Here is a 16,742-nt window from a genome sequence, read left to right as displayed (position 1 = left end):
GCGGGCCGGTTTATAACTCTAACGTACCTGCGGGAAGAGGACAAACCGACTCGCTGGGCTCAGACGGACCGCACGGCCGCCAGCCGGTCGAGCCGGGCAAGAGACTCGGTCTTGCCGAGGATCTCCATCGACTCGAACAGGGGCGGCGACACCTTGCGCCCGGACACTGCCACCCGGAGCGGGCCGAAGGCGATCCGCGGCTTAAGCCCGAGCCCCTCGATCAGCGTCGCGGCCAGGGTCGTGTGCACGAGTTCGTTGGCCCAGTCCGTCTCGGGGATGTCCCGCAGCGCCGCGCTGGACGCCGCGAGGATCTCCGGGGTGTTCGCCGGCAGGGACGCGAGTGCGTCGGCCTCGTGCACGAGGGCCTCCCCGGCGATGAAGAGCGACCCGAGCATCCCGGGCGCCTCCCCGAGGAGGGCGATGCGTTCCTGAATCAGCGGCGCGCCGGCCTCGAGAATGGCCCGGTCGGCCTCAGTCAACGGCTCCGTGACGATCCCAGCGGCGGCCAGGTACGGCACGAGGCGGGCGGCGAAGTCGGCCACGCCCAGCAGCCGGATGTGGTCACCGTTGATCGATTCGGCCTTCTTCAGGTCGAATCGGGCCGGGTTCGGGTTGACGTCGACCACGTCGAACGCGGCCACCATCTCCTCGATCGAAAAAACGTCACGATCGTGCGACAGCGACCAGCCCAGCAGCGACAGGTAGTTGACGAGACCCTCAGGGATGAACCCGCGCTCACGGTGCAGGAACAGGTTCGACTCGGGGTCGCGCTTGGAGAGCTTCTTGTTCTTGTCGCCCATCACGTAGGGCAGGTGGCCGAAGCGCGGCACGAAGTCGGTCAGACCGATCTCGATCAGAGCGTGGTACAGCGCGATCTGCCTCGGGGTCGACGAGAGCAGGTCCTCGCCCCGGAGAACGTGTGTCACGCCCATCAAGGCGTCGTCGACCGGGTTCACGAACGGGTAGAGCGGATGCCCGTTGGGACGCACGACGACGAAGTCGCTGAATGAGCCGGCCGGGAAGGTGATCTCGCCGCGGACGAGGTCATCGAAAGTGATGTCCTCGGTGGGTACCTTGAGCCGGAGCGCCGGGGAGCGCCCCTCCGCACGGTAGGCGGCCTTCTGGGCGTCCGTCAGGTCGCGTTCGAAGTTGTCGTAGCCGAGCTTCGCGTCGCGCCCGAGCGAAACGTTGCGGGCCTCGATCTCCTCGCCGGTGGCGAAGCTCTCGTAGATGTGGCCGGACTCTGTGAGCCTGGCGATGACATCACGGTAGATGTCGTAGCGCTGGGACTGCCGGTACGGGCCGTGCGGTCCCCCCACGTCGATGCCCTCGTCCCAGTCCAGCCGCAGCCAGCGGAGGGCTTCGAGCAGCTGCACGAAGCTTTCCTCGGTGTCGCGCGCCGGGTCGGTGTCCTCCACCCGGAAGATGAACGTGCCGCCGGTGTGCCGGGCGTAGGCCCAGTTGAACATCGCGGTGCGCACCAGGCCGACGTGCGGCGTTCCGGTGGGAGATGGGCAGAACCGCACGCGCACATCGGTGCCGGTCGCGGTCGAGAATGGGTGTGCTGGTGTCGTAGACATACGCCACTCATCCTAGCGATTGTGCTCTAGCCGCGAGAGAGACCAGATGGTCTCATCCAGCCCGGTAATGGCCCGGGTCGTGGCCACCACCGCAGGAATCAGGTCTGAGCCCGCCGCGGAGACGAGGTGGATGGTACGGAAGTCGCCGCCGGAGGTCGGCCGGGCAACGGCGCCCTGTGGGAGGGCGGATGCCGCCACGGCCAGGGCGGGTACGAGGGCGACCCCGAGGCCGGCGGCGACCAGGCCGAACACGGCCACGAAGTTGTCCGTCTCGTGGGCGATGCGGGGCACGTACCCGCGGGGCTCCGCGAGCGCGAGCAGGTGGGCCCGGCAGCGGGGGCAGCCGGCGATCCAGTTCTCCAAGGCAAGGTCGGCCAGGTCGATCACGGCACCGTCAGCAAGCGGATGCGCGGCGGGGAGCACCACGAGCATCTCGTCCCGCCAGAGCGGCAGCACCGCGAGGCCCCTGGCGCTGGACCGGTGCGGGTCGCCTGGGTCGCCCGGGTAGCTGAAGGTGATGGCGAGGTCCGCGGCCTGGTCGCGCACGAACTGCACCGCCTCGGGTGGTTCGGCCTCACGGTAGCTCAGTTGCAGCCCCGGGTGCCGGGTTGCGAGTTCGCGCAGCAGCGTGGGCACGATCGTCGACGACGCCGAGGGGAACGAGGCGAGCCGCACGCGCCCCGACCGCAGCCCGGCCAGCTCGCCGAGCTCTCCCGCCGCCGCGTCGAGGGCGTTGGTGACGGTGACCGCGTACCGGCTCAGGATGCGGCCGGCCTCGGTCAGGCGCACGCCACGGCCGACCCTGCTGACGACCGGCAACCCGATCCGGGCCTCGAGGCGCTTCAGCTGCTGGCTCACCGCCGGCTGGCTGTAGCCGAGGGAACGCGCCGCAGCGGTGATCGAGCCCAGTTCGGCGATCCGCTGCACGACCCGCAGCGCTTGGGAGTCGAGGTCGAGGGCCTCCGGTTGGCTGAGCGTCATCCCCTAAGCATAAACCCTGCTTATGGATTTGATCAGATACCGGGAGTTGACGAATGGGACGATCCCGGGGACGATGGTCTCATGCCCGCCCCATCCCCGCCCGTGCCGTTCAGCCCTGCCGCGACAAGCGCGTCCCGTGGCATGCCCGCCATGGGTCTCACCCTCGCGCAGGCGAAGGACGCATACGCGCCGACCGTGGGACGCTACCTCGCCGCCTGCACGCTCGGCCTCCCGACCATCGACACCGTGACGGCCCTCCGCGAAGACGGTGAGCGGTGGGCGCGGGGCGAGGCCTGCCCGGCCGGCTACACGGCCGACATCACGGCCGCCCGGCAGAGCTACGCATCCCTCGTCGGCGTTCCGGCCGGGGCCGTGGCGATCGGGTCACAGGCATCCGTGCTCGCGGCGATGGTCGCGGACTCGGTGCCCGACGGCGCCGAGGTGCTCTGCGTCGACGGCGACTTCAGTTCGATGGTGTTCCCGTTCCTGCAGCAGGCCCACCGCGGGGTGCGGGTGCAGCACATTGCGCTCGATGATCTGGCCGGGGCTGTCACGGCGGCGACCTGGCTGGTCGCGTTCTCCCTCGTGCAGTCGGCCACCGGGCGGCTCGCCGATGCCGACCGGATCACACAGGCGGCCAGGGCCCACGGCGCGTTCACCCTCTGCGACACCACCCAGGCGGTCGGCTGGATGCCGGTGGTCGCCGGTGGCTTCGACGCCACGATCTGCCACGCCTACAAATGGCTCGGTGCGCCGAGGGGCGCGGCATTCCTGACCGTGCTCCCGGAGTTCGCTGCTCGGCTCCGGCCGAGCCAGGCCGGCTGGTACGCCGGGGACGACCCCTGGCGGTCTTGTTACGGGCCCGCGATGGCCTTGGCGGAGGATGCCCGCCGTTTTGACGTGTCCCCAGCCTGGCCGGCCTGGGTCGGCGCCCGGACCGCGCTGGCTTTCTTCGCTTCGATCGATCCTGAGGAGGTGCGGCGCCACGACGCCGGGCTCGGCGATGCGCTCTGCCACGGCCTCGGCATTGCCGCGAACGGTCAGTCCATCGTGACCTGGGCGGATGCCGACGGCAGCGACCTGGCCGGCCTCGCCGCGGCGGGGATCACGGCGTCGGGCCGGGCCGGTCGGGCCAGGGTGGCGTTCCACCTCTGGAATGACAGGGGCGACGTCGACGCCGTGCTTGCGGCACTGGGCCGCCGCCGATCGAGCCGCGCCGGTGATCGAACCAGTCGGTGATCGAACCAGTCGGGATCCCCAGCCCGATCACACCCCCCGGCTACCCCTTGTCGGCGACGGCCGCGATGATCGTCCGGGCGAGCTCGGCCGAAGAGGCCGGGTTCTGGCCGGTGTAAAGATTACGGTCGATCTCCATGTGCGGGGCGAAGGAGTCGCTGGCGATGAAGTCGGCGCCCAGTTCGACCAGACGGCTCTGAACGAGCCACGGCGCCTTCGGGGCCAGGCCGCCAAGCACCTCCTCGGCGTCGGTGAAGCCGGTCATCCGGTACCCCGTGAACGGCCAGCTGTCGTCGGCGCGCTTCGCCGCAAGCAGTGCGGCCGGGGCGTGGCAGAGCACGCCGAGGATACGGCCGGTGTCGAGCGCCTCGGTCAGGATGCGACCGGAGGCGGCGTCGACGGCAAGGTCTTCCATCGGGCCGTGTCCGCCCGGGTAGAAGACCACGTCGTAGTCGGCCACGTCGATGGCATCAAGGCTCTTCGGCTCGTCGAGTTCCCCGGAGATCGTGCCGATGTAGTCGATGATCGCCGCCGCGCGGTCCTCTCCCCCGGCGGCTTCGGGGCGCAGGCTGACGGCGTCGATCGTCGGAGCCACGCCGCCGGGTGTGGCGATGCTGATCTGCCAGCCTGCCTCGGTGAAAAGGCGGTGCGGTTCGGCGAGTTCCTCGGCCCAGTACCCGGTGGGGTGCAGGCTGCCGTCGTTCAGGGTCCAGTGGTCAGCGGCGCTGACGACGAAGAGTACGTGGGTCATGGGTTGTCCTTTGTCGGTGAAGGGTACGTGGATTGATGCGTGAAGTTGTGCGTGGGTCGGGATCTCGACAGGCTCGATGACCGGGGATCAGACCGCCGGGGCGAGTTCGCCCGTTCGGACGACCATCTTGCCGGTGTTCTCGCCGCGCATGAGGCCGAGGAATGCGTCGACTGTGTTCTCGACGCCGTCGACGACGGTCTCGTCGAAAACGATCTCGCCGGAGGCGAGCCAGCCGGCCATCTCGGCCGAGAACGCCGGGAGGTGACCCCAGAAGTTGCCGACCGTGAAGCCCCGGAGGGTCAGTCCACGGGTGACGATGTTAGACAGGTTGTTCGGGCCGGTCGGGGCATCCGTGCTGTTGTACAGCGAGATCGAACCGCACATGGCCGCACGCCCGCCGTCCTTGAAGGAGGCCAGGGCTGCCTCGAGGTGGTCGCCGCCCACGTTGTCGAAGTAGACGTCGATGCCGTCGGGAGCCGCGGCGGCGAGCTGGTCCCTGACGGACCCGTCCTTGTAGTTGAAGGCGGCGTCGAAGCCGTACTTGCCGGTGAGCAGGGCGACCTTCTCGGCCGATCCGGCCGAGCCGATCACGCGCTTCGCGCCCCTGAGCCTGGCGATCTGCCCGACCATGCTGCCGACGGCGCCCGCTGCTCCGGAGACGAACACGGTGTCGCCTTCTTTGAGTCCGGCGATCTCGAGTAGGCCGACATAGGCGGTGAGGGCGGTCATGCCGAGCACGCCGAGGTAGGCGGAGAGCGGCACGCCGGGGAGTTCGGGCACGACCTTGAAGCCGGCGGCGTCCTCCTGCACCAGGTCGCGCCAACCGTAGCCGTGCGTGACGACGTCGCCGACGGCGAGCGCGTCACTCGCGGAGGCGATGACGCGGCCGACGGCCCCGCCGGTCATGGTTTCACCCAGCGTGAACGGCGGCACGTAGCTCTTCACATCATTCATCCGGCCGCGCATATACGGGTCGACGGAGACGAATTCATTAGCGACGCGAACCTGGCCGGGCGCGAGGTCGGGCAGGTCGACGGTCACGGTGCGGAAGTCCGCGGCCGTCGGCCAGCCGACGGGGCGGGAAACGAGCTGGACCTGGGTACTGATGGTGGATGAGGCCATGTTGGGCTCCTCTGCTAGTTTTGGAACGATCGTTTTACTATATAGTGGACCTATCGGTACACAAAATTGACTGAACGGCACACGAAATCAAGGAGCGGACAATGGGGCGGCTGCAGACCTTCGACAACAGTGTCGTCGTGCAAGCTGCACGGGACCTGTTCTGGGACAAGGGCTACGAGGCGGCGTCCCTGGCCGACCTGGAAGCGGCCACCGGTCTGGGCCGCTCGAGCCTCTACCACGCCTTCGGGAGCAAACGCGGGCTCTTCGACGCCGCGGTCACCGACTACCTGGACACGGTCATCCGGCCCCGGCTGGCCGTGTTGCACGAGGGAACCACGGATGCCACGGCTCTGCTCTATTACTTCGACGCCCTCATTCGGGCGACGGCCTCGCTGGCGGACGGCTCGCCTCGCATGGGGTGCCTGCTGGTCAATTGCGCGGCCGGTCTCGCCGCCCACGACGACCCGGCCCGCGCGCTCGTGGAGGGCTACCGGGTCGAGCTTGCCGACGCGCTGCGGTACGCACTGGCGTCGGCGTCCAAGTCGGAGCCGTCAGCGGCGGGTGCCGGGTCCGTCGGGCTCGACGAGCGGGTGCGCACCCTGTCATCGCTCTCGATGAGCGCAATGCTCGTCGCCCGGGTCAACCGCGACGAGGCCATCGCCCTGCTGAAGACGGCGTCGAGCCAGGTCAGGATCTGGTTCCCGGGCTCCCCCGGCTGAGTCGGCCCGGCTGAGTCGGCCCGGCTGAGTCGGCCCGGCTGAGTCGGCCTGGCTGAGTCGGCCCGGCTGAGTCGGCCGGCTCCTTCCGTTCCGCTCCGCTCATTCAGTGCGTTGAGTTCACCCAGTACGAATCGGCTCAGGCGCGGCGAACCGGGTTGGAGAGCACGCCGATCCCCGCGATCTCGACCTGCACGGTGTCGCCTTCGACGACGGCTCCGGATGTCCCTGGCGCGCCGGTCAGGATCACGTCGCCCGGCAGGAGTGTGAAGACGCCGGAGAGGAACGACACCATCTCCGCGATGGTGTGCCTCAGCAGGGCCGCGTTGCCCGATTGGAACGGTTCGTCGTTGATTCGGCCGTGCAGTGACAGACCCGTCCAGTCGAACTCGGTGTCGATGACCGGTCCGAGCGGGCAGAACGAGTCGAAGCTCTTGGCCCGGGTCAGGTCCTCGTCGCGCTCGAAGAGATCGCGCGCGGTCACGTCGTTGGCGATCGTGTAACCGAAGATGGCGTCCTCGGCATCTTCGACCGACACGTTCCTGGTGATCCTGCCGATGACGACGGCGAGTTCCCCCTCGACCCGCACGTCGCCGGACTGGGTCGGCAGCACGATCGGGTCGCCCGGTCCGACGACGGCAGTGTTGGGCTTGAGGAAGAACCGGGGTTCCCTCGGCGTGCCGGCGGCCTGTTCCTCGCGGTTCGCGTAAAAGGAGTGGGCCATCCCGACCACCTTGGAGCGCGGGATCACCGGGGCAAGCAGTTTGACCTCGCGCAATCCGATCCGTTCCCCGGTCGGGTCGTAGCCGGCAAACATCGGGTCGCCCTTCAACACGACCAGTTCGTCGTCGTCGATGATCCCGAAGGCGATGATGTCGGCGTGGCTGAACCGCGCGACCTTCACGCCTGGCCGGCCGGGGTGTCGAGGCGGGTGAGCCAGCCGTGACGGTCCGGCAGGCGGCCGTACTGGATATCGGTCAGTTCCTGGCGCAGCGCCATCGTGATCTCGCCGGCGGGGGCATCCGGGTTGCCGATCGAGAGGTCGGGGCCCCTGAGCTCGGCGATCGGCGTGACGACAGCGGCGGTGCCGCAGGCGAACACCTCGGTGATCGCCCCGGATTCGACGCCGCCCTGCCAGTCGCCGAGGGTCACGTCGCGTTCCTCGACGGTCATCCCGCGGTCCCTGGCCAGCTGAATGATACTGTCCCGGGTGACGCCCTCGAGGATCGACCCGGTCAAGCGCGGGGTGACGAGCTTGTGGGTGCCGTAGACGAAGAAGACGTTCATGCCACCGAGTTCGTCGATGCGGCTGCTGGTCTCACCGTCGAGGAAGAGCACCTGGGCACAGCCGTTGTCATAGGCCTGCATCTGGGGCAGCAACGACGCGGCGTAGTTGCCGCCGCACTTGGCGGCACCGGTGCCGCCGCGGCCGGCCCGGGAGTACTCGGTGGAGAGCCAGATCTTGATCGGAGCGACTCCGTTGCTGAAGTACGCCCCCGCGGGGCTGGCGATCACGTAATAGCCGACCTTATGCGCGGCCCGCACGCCAAGGAAGCTCTCGTTGGCGATCATGAACGGGCGCAGGTACAGGCTCGTCTCGGCCGCGGACGGCACCCAGCCCCCGTCGACCGTGATGATCTGCCTGATCGACTCGATGAAGTGGGCCACGGGGAGTTCGGGCAGGGCGAGGCGGCGGGCCGAACGCTGCAGTCGCGTGGCGTTCTTCTCGGGACGGAAAGTCCAGATCGAGCCGTCGGCATGCCGGTACGCCTTCAGGCCCTCGAATATCTCCTGGCCGTAGTGCAGCACCGAGGAGGCAGGGTCGAGCTGGAGCGGGCCGTAGGGTATGACGCGGGCATCGTGCCAGCCGCCGTCCAGCGTCCAGTCGATCGCGACCATGTGGTCGGTGAAGTGCTTGCCGAAGCCGGGGTCGCTGAGGATGGCGTCGCGCTCGGCCGTCGTGCGGGGCGCGGTCGCCCGGGTGATTGTGAAGGCCGGCGGAGCCGTTGTGGCCGCCCGGACCGGTGTCGCCTCGTTGGGTGTCGTCTGGCTCGGTGCTGCCTGGCTCATTGGAGTCCCTTGTCTGTCAGTCGGGTCACGATTGCATTGCCCACGTCGGTGGTGCTGCGCGGTGCCGTTGCAGCACCGTCCCCCCTGCGGGCAGCGATGTCGGCGGTGACCGCGGCGGTCACCCTGGCCGCGGCATCCGTCAGGCCCAGGTGGCTGAGGAGGAGCGCGACCGACAGGATGGCTGCCGTCGGGTCGGCCAGCTGCTTGCCCGCGATGTCGGGTGCCGATCCGTGCACCGGCTCGAACATGCTGGGGAAGCGACCGTCCGGGTTGATGTTCCCGGAGGCCGCCAGACCGATGCCGCCGCTGATTGCGGCCGCCAGATCGGTCAGGATGTCGCCGAAGAGGTTGTCCGTGACGATGACATCAAATCTACTCGGATTCGTGACGAGGAAGATCGTCGCCGCGTCGACGTGGAGGTAGTCGACACTCACCTCGGGGAATTCCGTCGCGACGGCGGTGACGATGCGCTGCCAGAGGCCGCCGGCGAAAACGAGCACGTTGGTCTTGTGTACGAGCGTGAGGTGCCGGCCTGGCCGGGCCTGCGCAACCGCGAACGCGTGCCGTACGACTCGTTCGACGCCGAAGGCCGTGTTCACGGAGACCTCGTTGGCCACCTCGTGGGCCGTGCCCTGGCGGATCGCGCCGCCATTGCCGACATAGGGCCCCTCCGTTCCCTCCCGCACAACGACGAAGTCGACGTTGCCGGGAGCGGCCAGCGGACTGGGCACCCCCGGGAAGAGCACGCTCGGCCGCAGGTTGACGTAGTGGTCGAGGGAGAAGCGCAGTTTCAGCAGCAGCCCTCGTTCGATGTTCGCGTTAGCCAGGCGAGGGTCTCCCGGCACCCCGCCGACGGCGCCGAGCAGGATCGCGTCGTGCGCGGCGATGGACGCGAGGTCCTCGTCGGTGAGCACATCACCGGTTTCGAGGAACCGGGCGGCCCCGAGTGAGAACCAGCTCAGGTCGAAGGTGACGTCGGCGGCGGACGTCGCAACTTCGAGAACCTTGACCGCCTCGGCGATGACCTCGGGACCGATCCCGTCGCCTGGAATGACGGCGAGCTTGATTTGAGTGGACATTCGGCTCCGTATGTCTGGGATTTACCTGTAGAAACACCCTACTGCGAGCAATCCATTGTCTAAGCTGGACAATCCCTGACAACACCCACCCGACAGTTCACTCCCTGTCGGCCAAAGAAAGTAGTTCTTCATGAGCCTTGGACTCGGAATCTTCCTCGTCGTCGCCGGCGCCATCCTCGTCTACGCACTGAACATCAGCGTCGACTGGATCGACCTCGACCTGGTCGGCTACATCCTGATGGGCGCCGGCGCGGTGATCATCGTGCTCGGCATCGTGCTGATCACCCGCAAGCGCACCAGCATCACCCGCAGCGCCGTCGTCAACGGCGAGCAGGTCACCAAGGAGAAGCGCTCGATCGACGACGCCTGATCCGTCCACTACGCTCCACACTGCGCCCGACGCTCCCCGGAGCTCCGCTTCAACGTGCCTTGCGCAGCGTGAGCAGCGCGACGACGGCCGCGGCCAGGACCAGGCCCAGCCCGATCCAGGCGGTGGGCCCGATGCCGGTTCCGAAGGCGTCCCGCGCTGAGGCGAGCAGCGCGTCGGCCTGGCCGACCGGAAGCCCCCCGGCCACGGCAACGGCTCCGCCGAGTGTCTCCTCCGCGGCCGACCGCTGGGCGGCACTCAGCGTCTCCGGAAGCACCACAGCGCCTCGATAGGCGGCGGTGAGGATGGTACCGAGGATCGTCGTGCCCAGCACCGCGCCCAGCTCGTAGGCCGTTTCACCGACCGCGGACGCCGCGCCCATCTTGTCCGCCGGCGCGGTCGCCACCACGAGTTCGTTCGACACGGTCTCCGCCGCACCGATCCCGATCCCGAGCAGAGCGAAGACGAGCGCGACCCCGACCGCGTCCAACGTCGCACCACCGAGGGCGATCGCCAGGTAGCCCCCGGCCGAGATCAGCAGGCCCGCCGGCACCACGAGCGAGGGCCGCACGCGCCGGGAGATCGGCACGATCACCAGGCCGGCCACGATCATGGCGGTCAGGCCGGGCACGAGCACCAGCCCGGCTGCGAGCGGAGACAGGCCCAGCACGAGTTGCAGGTACTGGGACATGAAGAACAACCCGCCGACGAGGGCGACAACGCTGAGCAGGTTCACGCCTATCGCCCCGCTGAAGGCGCCCGTGCGGAAGAGCGCGAGGTCGATCATCGGCTGGGGCAGGCGAGGCTGGCGGCGCACGAAGAGGATGCCGGCGAACAGCCCGAGCAGGATGGGACCGACAGTGCTGACGGACGGTCCGTGTTCGGCCAGCACCTTGATACCGTAGACAACCGGAAACATGGTTGCCAGGGAGAGCAGGATGCTCGGCAGGTCGATCCGGCCGGGGTGCGGATCACGCGATTCCGGCACGAGCAGCGGGCCGAGCACGAGCAGCGGCAGGAGCAGCGGCACGGCGAGCAGGAAGACGGAACCCCAGGCAAGGTGCTCCAGCAGCACACCGCCGACGACCGGACCCAGTGCGCTGCCGGCGGCGAAACCGCTGGCCCAGATGGCAATCGCCAGCCGTCGCTGGTCGCGTTCCGTGAAGACGGAGCGGAGTAGGGAGAGGGTCGGCGGCATCAGCATGGCACCGAACACACCGAGCACGGCGCGATCGATGATGAGCCATTCGATGCTCGGGGCGAAGGCGGCCACCACGGAGACGGTGCCGAAACCGGCTGATCCGATCAGGAGCAGGCGACGGCGGCCGATCCGGTCGCCGAGGCTGCCCATGGCCACGAGCAGCCCGGCGAGCATGAGCGGGTAGATGTCGATCACCCAGAGCAGCTGGGTACCCGTGGGCCGGAGCGCCTCTGAGATGGCGGGGAGGGCGAGGTTGAGCACGGTGTTGTCGATCGAGACCAGGAGCACCGGAAGCATGAGCACGACCAGCGCCCACCACCGGCGGCGGGGGCTGAGTTCAGAGGCGACGGGGGCGATCTGGCGGAGGTCGGACGACACGGGAAGCTGCTTTCGGATTCGATGGACGGCTACTACACCGTCCAGACGGTACAGTAGCACCATGCCCTCCGATCTCGCATCCCCCGCAGGCCGCGCACCGGCGTCGGTGCCCACCCGCGACCGCATCCTCGACGCGTTCGCGCAGCTCCTGATCGACCAGGGCGAACGGGCTGCCACCCTCGAGGCGGTGGCCGTGGCCGCCCGACTGTCCAAGGGCGGCCTGCTCTACCACTTCGGCTCGAAGGACGCCCTCGTCGAAGGGCTGCTCGCCCGTCTGGCCGCGCTCGTCGCCGACGACGTGGAGCAGATTCGAGCGGCCCCGGCCGGCCCGATCGACTACCTGATCCGCACGTCGATGAGCGAGGGAACGAGGCTGGACCAGGCGATCGGCGCCTCAGTGCGCCTGGCCCAGGGCGCACATCCGCTGGCCAACCAAGCCCTGGCCTCCACCCGGCGCCAGTGGCTGGCGGTGATCGAGGAGGCGGTGGGCGACCCCGACGTGGCCGAAGCGGTCATGCTCATCAGTGACGGTTTGTACTACGAATCCACCCTTGCGGGTCCGGACCAGCCCGCCGCCGATCTGACATCGGCGGCGAGGCTGGACCGGTTGCTGGCCGTGATCGGGCGGATGGCCCAGCGGCCTGCTACTCGGTGAGGGCGATCTCGACCATCACGTCGGCGGCGATCGCGTGGCGCACCTTGGTGAGGAGGCTGACCGGCACCGGTGAGTCCACGGTCAGCACGCTGAGCGCCTTCCCGCCGGCGACGTGGCGGGCAATCTGCATCCCGGCGATGTTGATCTGGGCGTCACCGAACTCGCGGCCGTAGACAGCGACGATTCCGGGGCGGTCCGTGTAGACCATCACGATGAGGTGCTCCGCGAACGGAACCTCAACCTCGTAGCCGTTCACCTCGACGATCTTCTCGATCTGTTTGGTGCCGGTCAGGGTGCCGGACACCGAGACCTGCGAGCCGTCGGCCAGAGCGCCGCGCAGGGTGATGACGTTGCGGTACTCCGGCGATTCCTTGTCGGTGAGCAGGCGAACGGCAACGCCGCGCTGCTCCGCCAGGAGCGGCGCGTTCACGTAGGACACCGTCTCGCTGACGACGTTCGTGAAGATTCCCTTGAGCGCGGCGAGCTTGAGTACGCTCACGTCGTAGTCGGCCAGTTCGCCGCGGATCTCCACGTCGACGCTGGTCAGCGGGCTGTGCGCGGCGAGGCCGGAGAAGACCTGGCCCAGTTTTTCGACGAGCGGGATGCCGGGACGCACGTACGGGTCGATGACGCCGCCGGCGACGTTGACCGCGTCAGGGACGAGTTCGCCGGAGAGCGCGAGGCGGACCGACTTGGCCACCGAGACACCGGCCTTCTCCTGCGCCTCATCGGTCGACGCGCCAAGGTGCGGGGTCGTGATGATGTTCGGCAGGCCGAGCAGTGGCGATCCGGTCGGGGGTTCACTGACGAAGACGTCGAGGCCGGCCCCAGCGATCGTCCCTGCGACGAGGGCGTCGTGCAGGTCGGCCTCGTCGATCAGGCCGCCACGGGCCACGTTGACGACGAAGGCGGTCGGCTTCATCAGCGCGAACTGGGCCGCGCCGAGCATCCCGGTCGTCTCGGGCGTCTTGGGCATGTGAATCGTGACGAAGTCCGACTGGGCCAGCAGTTCGTCGAGGGTGACGGGCGTCACGCCGAGCTGCTGCGCGCGTGCCGAGGTGATGTACGGGTCGAAGGCGATGATGTTCGTGCCGAAGGCCTGCATTCGTGCGGCGACGAGGGCGCCGATCCGGCCGAGGCCGATGATTCCGATCGTCTTCTCGTAGAGCTCGACGCCCGTGTACTTGGAGCGCTTCCACTGGCCCTGCTCGAGCGCGCCGTGGGCCGGCGGAATGTGCCGGGCGAGGCTGATAATGTGGCCGACCGTGAGTTCGGCCGCGGAGATAATGTTTGAGGTCGGGGCATTGACCACCATGACGCCGGCCGCGGTCGCGGCCTTAATGTCCACATTGTCGAGGCCCACGCCGGCGCGCGCGATGACCTTGAGCAGCGGTGCGGCTGCGATGGCCTCCGCATCCACCTTCGTCGCGGAGCGCACCAGGATGGCGTGCGCGGTCGCCAGTTCTGTGAGCAGGGCCGGGCGGTCGGTGCCGTCGACGTTGCGCACATCGAAGTCCGGTCCAAGGGCGTCAACGGTTGCGGGCGAGAGTTCTTCGGCAATGAGTACGACTGGTTTTGACACGAAAAAGGTTCCTCCGATTGCAGCAGAAAGGGTGGGCTTGCGCCGCGACCGTGGGGCGCCAGTTAGAAAAACACTCTATCGGCTGCAGAATAGGGCAATGAGCAGCGTTACATTGACCGACCTCCAAACCGTCCTCCGCCTCCTTCTCGCGGTGGTCTTCATCGGGGCAGGGGTCACCCATTTCCTTCCCTCCGTGCAGCGCACGATGGCAGCGATGATCCCGCCACGACTGCGATCCACCGGTATCCTGAACCCGCGGGCGCTGGTCATCCTCACCGGCCTGTGTGAGATCGCCGGCGGCCTCGGCCTGCTATATCGACCCCTGATTGTGACGAGCGGGATCTGCCTGATCGTGTTCCTCGTCGCCGTGTTCCCGGCGAATGCCTTCGCGGCCCGGCATCCGGAGCGATTCGGCCGGATCGCAATCCCGCTCGTTCCCCGGCTGGTCGGCCAGGCGCTGCTCGTGGCCATGATCGCGCTCGCGATCGTGCCGGTGGCCACCGCGCAGGTCTAGGGTCGCGGCGTAGGCGTGCGCTCGCGGCGCAGGCTAAACCCTGCGCCCGCTTCTGTTAGCTGCGCCGCGAGGTGCATCGGTCCGGCTGGGGGTCAGACGATGAGGCTGCCGAGGCCGAACATGAAGATGTCCGTGGAGAGCGCCGCGACCAGGCACAGGCCCACGAGCAACAGGAGCGCCTGCACGCCGACCGCGCGAGCGCGGCCGAGCCGGATCACGAGCGCGAACACCGCGACGGGCAGGAGCACGCCGGCAATGAGGAGCCCCCAGCCGAAGCCGCTCAGGGTGGTGTCGAGGCTCTGGGCCGCGACGTTGAGACCGACCAGGTTGCCGACGCCCTCCCACGCGTCGTAGGCGTAGAACAGGCCGAAGACGATGGCCATGGACAGGAAGAGCCAGCGCGGCGTGCCGGCCGCCTTGCCAGCGCCATGGGTTGCGTCGGTCGCGGTCATGAGATTCCCCCGGCGTTGATGATGAAGGGCAGCGGGGCGAGCAGGACGACACCGAGCAGGAGCAGGCCGAGCCTGGCTCGTGGCCTGGTGCGGGTCAGCCAAAAGGTCGCGCCGAACCAGGCGGCGGGGGCTGCGACGGCGAGCCACAGTCCGAGCGAGAACATGAACGCCCCCACGGCGTCCGACAGCGGATTGTCGATCCGGGAGATGCCGATGAACCAGCCGATCGTGTAGAGCAGGTAGACCCCGCAGAACACGCCGAGGGAGATCAGCGCGAAGGAACTTACGGGCGCGGCGGCGGCCTCGGCGGCCTCGTGCGCCTGGACAGCGGACGCGGGACCGGCGACGGTCCAGCCCTCGGGCGGCGTGGCCGTGGCCGGCGGGGCGTCGGAGTCATGCTCCGCGTCGGCGCTGTCTGCTCCGCCGGAGGATGCCGTTCCGGTGCCGGTCTCCAGGGTCGGGTCGTCGTCGCCGGCCCAGCCCATGGCATCGTCTTCGCGTGGAGAGTTCATAAGCCCTAGGTTAGCGGGGCGTCACCCTCGCCCCGGCTGATCACGACCTTGAGCGCCCTGGTCTCTGCCGCGCGGGCGAACGTGTCGTAGGCCTCCACGAACTGGTCGAACCGGAACCGGTGGGTGGCCAGCTTCCCGGCCGGGATCTTATGCTGCGCCACCAGCTTGAGCAGCATGGGCGTGGTGTTGGTGTTCACCAGCCCCATGCTGATGTTGATGTTCTGAATCCACAGGTTCTCCAGGTGCAGTTCGACGGGTTTTCCGTGCACGCCGACATTGGCCACGTTCCCCCCGGGGCGCACCACCTCGATGGCCATGGTGAAGGTTTCCGGGACCCCCACAGCCTCGATCGCCACGTCGACGCCGGCACCGTCGGTCAGGGCCAGCACCTGCTGCTTCCAGTCGGCGGCACCCGAGACGACGACATCCGTGGCCCCGAACTGCCTGGCCTGCTCCAACCGGTTCTGGTCGAGGTCGATGGCGATGATGGTGCCCGCGCCATACAGCCCGGCAGTCGCGATGGCGGCCAACCCGACCGGGCCGGCGCCGATGACCGCCACCACGTCCCCCGGCTTCACCCCGCCGTACTGCACGCCGATCTCGAATCCCGTCGGCAGGATGTCCGAGAGCATGACGGCCTCCTCGTCAGTGACCCCGGCCGGCACCTTGTAGAGGGAGTTCTCGGCGTAGGGTACCCGAACGTACTCGGCCTGGGTGCCGTCGATCAGGTGGCCGAACACCCAGCCGATACCGGATGCCCCTTCGTCGCCCAGGCAGTGTGAGTACAGATCGATCTTGCAATTGACGCAGTGTCCGCAGGACTTGATGCAGGAGATGATGACCCGGTCGCCGACCGCCAGAGTCGCGACGGCGCTGCCGACCTCCATGATGGTCCCAACCCCCTCGTGACCCAGGATCCGGCCCTCCTGCACGGCCGGCACGTCGCCCTTGAGGATGTGCAGGTCCGTGCCGCAGATGGTGGTCGTGTCCACCCGCACGATCACGTCGGCCGAACCGACAATCTTCGGGTCGGGCATTTCCTGCCAGGATTTCTTCCCCGGACCGTGATAAACCAGCGCCTTCATGATCTCTCCTTCGTCCACAGTCATCCGGGCGGCCGCCCGACGCCGACCACGGTACTCTCCGACCGGGGCTGCCTCACTGCTCCGCTCTCCCTCCGATGCCGACCGTCATAGGATTCCTCCATGACGGATTGGAAGTCCGGAGACAATCCCTTCGCAGTGCCGGGCGCGCAGAAACCACGTGTCGGCTGGTACGACATCGACGGATGTCGGCTGTACGCGGAGACGCGCGGCCGGGGCCCCGCGATCCTCATCATCGGTGCCGCCAGCGACGACGCCGAGATGTTCCGGCCGATCGCCGAGAGACTCATTGGTTTCACCGTCGTCACCTACGATCCCCGCGGCACCCTGCGCAGCGGCAGCGACGGCTGGCCGTGCGACTCGGCGCGGCACGCCGACGATGCCGCCGACCTGCTCCGTGCGCTCGGGCTCGCCGGGGCCGCCGAGGGCGCCGGCACCCCTGG

General features: G+C 68.4%; 18 protein-coding genes. 6 read left to right on the top strand and 12 right to left on the bottom strand.

The genetic code is table 11. The annotated features are described in order from the left end of the window. Positions 1–59 precede the first annotated feature (59 nt). Together gltX and E3O19_RS03775 are read right to left on the bottom strand one after the other, a co-directional pair. On the bottom strand, positions 60–1,580 hold the full coding sequence (gene gltX / locus E3O19_RS03780; protein ID WP_134565386.1) for a glutamate--tRNA ligase: 1,521 nt from the start codon (positions 1,578–1,580) through the stop codon (positions 60–62). A 12-nt stretch (positions 1,581–1,592) separates the two neighbouring features. After that, positions 1,593–2,561 carry a LysR family transcriptional regulator gene (locus E3O19_RS03775; RefSeq protein ID WP_134565384.1) on the bottom strand — a complete coding sequence of 323 codons (969 nt, stop codon included), beginning with the start codon at positions 2,559–2,561 and terminating at the stop codon, positions 1,593–1,595. Between the two features lie 150 nt (positions 2,562–2,711). Here E3O19_RS03775 and E3O19_RS03770 point away from each other — a divergent pair, with 150 nt between their 5' ends. Continuing rightward, positions 2,712–3,800, top strand: coding sequence for an aminotransferase class V-fold PLP-dependent enzyme (locus E3O19_RS03770; RefSeq protein WP_134565503.1), 1,089 nt, complete (start codon positions 2,712–2,714; stop codon positions 3,798–3,800). Positions 3,801–3,840: 40 nt separating this feature from the next. Here E3O19_RS03770 and E3O19_RS03765 read toward each other — a convergent pair whose 3' ends face one another. Together E3O19_RS03765 and E3O19_RS03760 are read right to left on the bottom strand one after the other, a co-directional pair. Further along, entirely contained in the window at positions 3,841–4,548 is a 708-nt protein-coding gene (locus tag E3O19_RS03765; protein ID WP_134565382.1) for a type 1 glutamine amidotransferase domain-containing protein, read from the bottom strand. 87 nt (positions 4,549–4,635) lie between these two features. Beyond that, positions 4,636–5,670, bottom strand: a complete 1,035-nt coding sequence (locus tag E3O19_RS03760; protein ID WP_134565380.1) for an NADP-dependent oxidoreductase — start codon at positions 5,668–5,670, stop codon at positions 4,636–4,638. A gap of 101 nt (positions 5,671–5,771) precedes the next feature. Here E3O19_RS03760 and E3O19_RS03755 point away from each other — a divergent pair, with 101 nt between their 5' ends. Next, positions 5,772–6,389, top strand: a complete 618-nt coding sequence (locus E3O19_RS03755; protein WP_134565378.1) for a TetR/AcrR family transcriptional regulator — start codon at positions 5,772–5,774, stop codon at positions 6,387–6,389. 136 nt (positions 6,390–6,525) lie between these two features. Here E3O19_RS03755 and E3O19_RS03750 read toward each other — a convergent pair whose 3' ends face one another. The 3 genes from E3O19_RS03750 to E3O19_RS03740 are packed head-to-tail and all read right to left on the bottom strand — an operon-like array spanning position 6,526 to position 9,535. After that, positions 6,526–7,290 (bottom strand): fumarylacetoacetate hydrolase family protein, encoded by a 765-nt coding sequence (locus E3O19_RS03750; RefSeq protein ID WP_134565376.1) that lies wholly within the window; start codon positions 7,288–7,290, stop codon positions 6,526–6,528. Further along, positions 7,287–8,456, bottom strand: coding sequence for a branched-chain amino acid aminotransferase (locus tag E3O19_RS03745; protein WP_134565374.1), 1,170 nt, complete (start codon positions 8,454–8,456; stop codon positions 7,287–7,289). Before E3O19_RS03745 ends, E3O19_RS03750 begins: the two co-directional genes overlap by 4 nt. Further along, positions 8,453–9,535 (bottom strand): 3-isopropylmalate dehydrogenase, encoded by a 1,083-nt coding sequence (locus E3O19_RS03740; RefSeq protein WP_134565372.1) that lies wholly within the window; start codon positions 9,533–9,535, stop codon positions 8,453–8,455. Before E3O19_RS03740 ends, E3O19_RS03745 begins: the two co-directional genes overlap by 4 nt. Before the next feature lie 130 nt (positions 9,536–9,665). On the opposite strand from E3O19_RS03740, the gene E3O19_RS03735 reads away from it, so the two are divergent. Beyond that, positions 9,666–9,905: a DUF6458 family protein gene (locus E3O19_RS03735; protein WP_134565371.1), complete on the top strand. Its 240-nt coding sequence runs from the start codon at positions 9,666–9,668 to the stop codon at positions 9,903–9,905. A gap of 49 nt (positions 9,906–9,954) precedes the next feature. Here E3O19_RS03735 and E3O19_RS03730 read toward each other — a convergent pair whose 3' ends face one another. After that, complete coding sequence (locus E3O19_RS03730; RefSeq protein ID WP_241981171.1) at positions 9,955–11,481, bottom strand: MFS transporter; 1,527 nt, start codon at positions 11,479–11,481, stop codon at positions 9,955–9,957. A gap of 61 nt (positions 11,482–11,542) precedes the next feature. Here E3O19_RS03730 and E3O19_RS18545 point away from each other — a divergent pair, with 61 nt between their 5' ends. Next, positions 11,543–12,136 (top strand): TetR/AcrR family transcriptional regulator, encoded by a 594-nt coding sequence (locus E3O19_RS18545; protein ID WP_134565367.1) that lies wholly within the window; start codon positions 11,543–11,545, stop codon positions 12,134–12,136. On the opposite strand, the gene serA is transcribed toward E3O19_RS18545, so the two are convergent. Further along, positions 12,126–13,718 (bottom strand): phosphoglycerate dehydrogenase, encoded by a 1,593-nt coding sequence (gene serA, locus E3O19_RS03720; RefSeq protein ID WP_134565366.1) that lies wholly within the window; start codon positions 13,716–13,718, stop codon positions 12,126–12,128. The genes E3O19_RS18545 and serA overlap by 11 nt on opposite strands. A gap of 97 nt (positions 13,719–13,815) precedes the next feature. On the opposite strand from serA, the gene E3O19_RS03715 reads away from it, so the two are divergent. After that, positions 13,816–14,232, top strand: a complete 417-nt coding sequence (locus E3O19_RS03715) for a DoxX family protein (protein ID WP_134565364.1) — start codon at positions 13,816–13,818, stop codon at positions 14,230–14,232. 92 nt (positions 14,233–14,324) lie between these two features. On the opposite strand, the gene E3O19_RS03710 is transcribed toward E3O19_RS03715, so the two are convergent. The 3 genes from E3O19_RS03710 to E3O19_RS03700 are packed head-to-tail and all read right to left on the bottom strand — an operon-like array spanning position 14,325 to position 16,281. After that, positions 14,325–14,684 carry a hypothetical protein gene (locus tag E3O19_RS03710; RefSeq protein WP_134565362.1) on the bottom strand — a complete coding sequence of 120 codons (360 nt, stop codon included), beginning with the start codon at positions 14,682–14,684 and terminating at the stop codon, positions 14,325–14,327. After that, positions 14,681–15,196 carry a DNA polymerase III subunit gamma/tau gene (locus tag E3O19_RS03705; protein ID WP_134565360.1) on the bottom strand — a complete coding sequence of 172 codons (516 nt, stop codon included), beginning with the start codon at positions 15,194–15,196 and terminating at the stop codon, positions 14,681–14,683. The genes E3O19_RS03710 and E3O19_RS03705 overlap by 4 nt, the downstream gene beginning before the upstream one ends. 5 nt (positions 15,197–15,201) lie before the next feature. Beyond that, positions 15,202–16,281 carry a zinc-dependent alcohol dehydrogenase family protein gene (locus E3O19_RS03700; protein ID WP_134565359.1) on the bottom strand — a complete coding sequence of 360 codons (1,080 nt, stop codon included), beginning with the start codon at positions 16,279–16,281 and terminating at the stop codon, positions 15,202–15,204. Between the two features lie 120 nt (positions 16,282–16,401). Between E3O19_RS03700 and E3O19_RS03695 the strand changes: the two genes are divergently transcribed. Further along, the coding region (locus tag E3O19_RS03695; protein ID WP_166804446.1) for an alpha/beta fold hydrolase at positions 16,402–16,742 on the top strand (341 nt) is incomplete at its 3' end.

The sequence above is a fragment of the Cryobacterium algoritolerans genome (assembly GCF_004402785.1).
Taxonomy (GTDB): Bacteria; Actinomycetota; Actinomycetes; order Actinomycetales; family Microbacteriaceae; genus Cryobacterium; species Cryobacterium algoritolerans.
This window is presented reverse-complemented; position numbering and strand designations above follow the sequence as displayed.